This is a genomic window from Dankookia rubra, from assembly GCF_004355005.1.
Lineage (GTDB): Bacteria > Pseudomonadota > Alphaproteobacteria > Acetobacterales > Acetobacteraceae > Paracraurococcus > Paracraurococcus ruber_A.
The window spans coordinates 1-3,934 of record NZ_SMSJ01000199.1; the positions used below are offsets into that span (position 1 = coordinate 1).

A 3,934-nucleotide genomic window follows, 5' to 3' on the forward strand; every position below is an offset into this window, starting at 1 on the left:
TCCGCGAGCATAACGCCACGTCGAGTCCATTCGTCTGGACCAAACCCGCCGACCACATCCTCGCCAAGCTCGCGCGGCTGCCTGCACCTTCCGAATGAGTCACTGCACTAGAGCGGCGTTCATTCTAAGCTGAACGATACCCACAGTGCCGGCACCACGCGCTGGCGTCGTCTGGGGTGATGGCGGAGAGGGCGTCGGGAACGGCGTTGTCGAGGGTCTCGATGGTGCGGGCGCCGGCCTGGCGCGAGCGCTCCTTCATCTTCGACCAAGCCAGCTCGATTGGGTTGAGGTCGGGCGAGTGGGGCGGCAGATAGCGCCGCGCGAGGCCGGCTTGGTCGAGCGCCCGCCGCGCGGCGGCAGCCTTGTGCGGGGCAAGGTTGTCCATCACCAGAACGGTGCCGGGGCGGGCCCTCAAGGCAGGTGCCAGCACCTCCTCGATGAGGGCGACGAAGACGGCGGTGCTGGTCGCCGCCGCGACCGTCATCGCGGCGACCATGCCCTCGACAGCGATCGCACCGAGGATGGTCAGCCGTCGCCAGTGCCCGCCGGGCACCCGTCCGATGGCCCGCCTGCCCCTCGGCGCCCGCGCATGGCTGCGGGTCATGCGGGTGTCGATGCCGCTCTCATCGAGGAAGACCAACTGCCGAAGATCGGCCCCGGCGAGCATCTCCTCGCGCCATGCGTCACGCGCGGCGAGGACGTCGGGTCGGTCCTGCTCGGCGGCGTGCAGCGTCTTTTTTGCGCGGCAGGTCGAGCCGCAGCAGCGCCCGGCTGAGCGTGCTCGGGTCGAAGCGCCGGCCGCCCGTCCGCTCGGCCAGCCTCTCCGCGTAATGCGCGAGGGTCGCGTCGTTCTGCTCGGCCACGAGGTCGCGCAGGACCGCAGGGTCAGTGCCGCCGAGCATGGCTTGGCCGCTGCCTCCCCTGCGCGGCGCCCGCTGGCCGGAGCGCGCCAGCCTCAGCACCGAATAGGCAGCCGATCATAAGCTACGATACCCGGCTTAGGCGTCCGGCGCAGCATGTCTGAGCCTCGTCACCAGGCGGCGTCTCGACCGCTAGATGGAGCAGGTGATCAAACGTTGATGCCCGCCAGCTACAATGCGCTTCGTGCGTTCTCAGGCTTAGAGTACCGACCACGGCCGCTTTGCTTGTTGTTTGCTTTGAACCCGGCCTATCCCGCTTGATTGTGCCTTCTGCCGCTTCGGTGTGGTGGGCAGACCGGCTTCCTGATCGACGTCGCCGCGCTGACTGGTGCCGTGGCGGCCGGTGCCGGCCCCTGTGGCAGCCGTGTCCCTTCTATCGCGCCACGACCACCCAACCGTGGTGGCTATTCCTGTTAGCGAACCTGATCGGCTCCGCTGTCAACGACAGGACCTATGTGGCCCTGCTCGTCACTCTGACTGTAATGCAAACGCATCCGACGCTGGGCGTGGCCACAGGTTGATCGCCGGCCTTGTTGGCAATGTCCTGCTGCCGCGGCGGACGTCTTCGCCGCCTCCCACGCCCAGGCAGCCGCAGAAGTACCTGAGCTTGGTCATACAGCAGATGCTGACCACGGCCCTGGGCAATCCGTCGCCCTCGCGCACAGTGCTGTTAGCGCTGCCGCGTGCTCCAGTGCTTGCCGGCGCGCCCACGTCGTGTCGCGCCGGCCATCAGCCAACGCTTGCCGCGATCCTGGCCCGAAACGTCCACCCTAGTCGCCGGCGTCCGTGCCGCGATCCGCCCTGAGGTAAACGATAAGGTTGGCGGCACGGAAGTGCCCTCCGATTCAGCCCTACTCGCCTCGCCATCCGGCAAAGGCTCAACCTCGACCATTTGGGGCAAGGCCGCCAGCTCCGGAGCTGCCGGCACGGGCATGTCGAGGCGACGCTGCTTCTGCAGTTGACGCTTCGGCGAGGGTACCAGGAGTTCGGCTACGGAGGTGCCCTCCGATTCCGCCCTACTCGCCTCGCCATCCGGCGAAGGCTCGACCATTTGGGGTAAGGCCGCCGGTTCCGGAGCTGCCGGCACAGGCATATCGAGGCGACGCCGCTTCTGCAGTTGACGCTTCGGCGAGGGTACCAGAAGTTCGGCTGTGGCCGGCGTGGGCAAGCATGCCGGTGCTCTTGGCGCCGCCTTGACCATGTCCGGCTCTGGTACTGCCTCGGGCATCGCTCCTGTCGCCGATTGCGGCGGCTCCAGCCATTGCGATAGGTCGTGCTGCTGCTGGCGACCTTCATCGATCAGTTGCAGCAGCGTGCCCGCTGTCTCGAACAGTCCGTCGCCGCGGGTTGCCAGGATCGGCGCGCCGGCCCGGTAAAAAACCTTCCGCTGCATGGCCAAACGCTGGACCTGCGCATCGGAAGCGGGAAGGAAGCTGATGCCGCAGGCCTCGGCGGCGGCGATGTCTTCAGGACTGAGGTGCAAGAGACAACTTTCAAACTAGCGCAAAAGGCACGGCACAAACCGGTTCAGCAGAGCATTTGGGGATGCCGACCTGCGGGATACAACCCCATTACGACCAATACTCATTGATTGCACAAGCCTGGCGGCTACATCGCCTGATAGTTTTTGTACCACGCCAACCATCACTATGATCCTGATAAATCGCGGCACTCTAAGCATCCAGGCCTCGCGACCCGCTATCCCGCCCTACCCTGCAAGAGCACGCTCCTCGCGAAGGTCCCGAGAAATCTGTGACCCGGAGGGTGGCGGAAGGCCATTCGTCAAGCGCCGCGCCTTCACCTACCTACTAGCCGACATGGAGGCTTCCGTTGAGGTCGCCTAGCGCGCCGACTTGGCAGTCAGATGTCACCCCCGCAGCAGCTCCCTCATGGGACCCTCGCCCCGACCGAAGCCGCAACTACCTGCCACCACGGCAGCGCCAATACTGCCAACGCGGTTCGCAGCAGCCGGTACGACGAACTGGTTTTCTGCCGTGCACCGCTCGCACGGCAGCCTGTCATGACCGTTCTGACCCGCTGCGGCCACGGGATGCCACCCCAACCAGATCGACCCGACCATCAGACGATGGCGATAGCAGCCGACTTGGGGCGCATAAAATTTTTGTTGGTTTTTCTGGTAAAATTTAACCCCATTTCGAGCGATTACGTGATGTTTGTCACTGCGGGTCTGACATCGCGCCCCGGGGCCTGGGCTCTGTTGCTGTTTTGTCCCGAAGTCGAGCTGGTCGGCGCCTTTTGGGCGTCGGTTTGCGTCGGGGTAAAGCGCCAGATTTATAGGGATAGGCCGTGACGTCACTAATGAATGAGACCGACAGGCACCATTGGCTCTCATCGTGGAAGAAGAAGCGCTGCTAACTCTCGCCACCAGTAATTTGCTAGAGCAAAACCGGATCAGGTTTGGTCGTAGCCTGCGTGTTTGACATACCGGGCACATTCATCTGGGCTGAACTGCTGGAGCAGCGCGCCGATGCGGTTCCATACCGTGGTGATGGATCGCTCGTCGGCCTTGCGCAGCAACGCCTTGAGCTTTGCGAACACCATCTCGATCGGGTTCAGGTCCGGGCTGTGGGGCGGCAGGAACAGCAGGTGCGCGCCCGCGTCGCGGATGGCCCGGCGCACGCCCGCGCCCTTGTGGCTGCCCAGATTGTCCAGCACGACCACGTCGCCGGGCCGCAATGAGGGCACGAGGAACTGCCGCACCCAAGCCAGGAACAGGCAGCCGTTGATCGGGCCGTCGAACACGCAGGGCGCGGTGAGGCCGTCCGCGCGCAGGGCGGCCAGGAAGGTCAGCGTGGTCCAGCGCCGGTGCGGCACGGCGCACACCAGGCGCTGGCCGCGCGGGGCCCAGCCGTGTGTGCGCGTCATGTTGGTTTTCGCCCAGGTCGGGAGTGTCAGGAATTCCGTGTGCGTCCGGTCGGTTGAACGACACGGTCAGGCCAGGGCTTTGGTGAAGCGCTGGCCGAACAGGACGGCGAACTGAGCCTTGGCCATGG

Annotated in this window: 4 protein-coding genes and 1 pseudogene; 1 reads left to right on the plus strand and 4 read right to left on the minus strand. The window is 65.3% G+C overall.

Translation table 11 applies throughout. The features are described 5' to 3' along the window. Positions 1 to 124 precede the first annotated feature (124 nt). From E2C06_RS35675 to E2C06_RS35680, 3 genes are all read right to left on the minus strand, one after another. On the minus strand, positions 125 to 730 hold the full coding sequence (locus tag E2C06_RS35675) for an IS630 family transposase (protein ID WP_241671621.1): 606 nt from the start codon (positions 728 to 730) through the stop codon (positions 125 to 127). Continuing rightward, positions 684 to 902, minus strand: a complete 219-nt coding sequence (locus E2C06_RS40080; protein WP_241671620.1) for a hypothetical protein — start codon at positions 900 to 902, stop codon at positions 684 to 686. Before E2C06_RS40080 ends, E2C06_RS35675 begins: the two co-directional genes overlap by 47 nt. A gap of 688 nt (positions 903 to 1,590) precedes the next feature. After that, the gene (locus E2C06_RS35680) at positions 1,591 to 2,403 is read right to left on the minus strand and encodes a hypothetical protein (protein WP_133293278.1); all 813 of its coding nucleotides are present in this window, start codon (positions 2,401 to 2,403) and stop codon (positions 1,591 to 1,593) included. 537 nt (positions 2,404 to 2,940) lie between these two features. Here E2C06_RS35680 and E2C06_RS35685 point away from each other — a divergent pair. Continuing rightward, the gene (locus E2C06_RS35685; RefSeq protein WP_133293279.1) at positions 2,941 to 3,231 is read left to right on the plus strand and encodes a hypothetical protein; all 291 of its coding nucleotides are present in this window, start codon (positions 2,941 to 2,943) and stop codon (positions 3,229 to 3,231) included. 101 nt (positions 3,232 to 3,332) lie between these two features. Here E2C06_RS35685 and E2C06_RS35690 read toward each other — a convergent pair. Then, positions 3,333 to 3,824, minus strand: a pseudogene (locus tag E2C06_RS35690) (IS630 family transposase); the annotation flags it as partial. Positions 3,825 to 3,934 lie beyond the last annotated feature (110 nt).

Excerpts from the sequence above, each read along its gene's own strand:
- E2C06_RS35685 (WP_133293279.1), top strand. The coding sequence starts at position 2,941 with ATGACCGTTCTGACCCGCTGCGGCCACGGGATGCCACCCCAACCAGAT.
- E2C06_RS40080 (WP_241671620.1), bottom strand. The coding sequence starts at position 902 with ATGCTCGGCGGCACTGACCCTGCGGTCCTGCGCGACCTCGTGGCCGAG.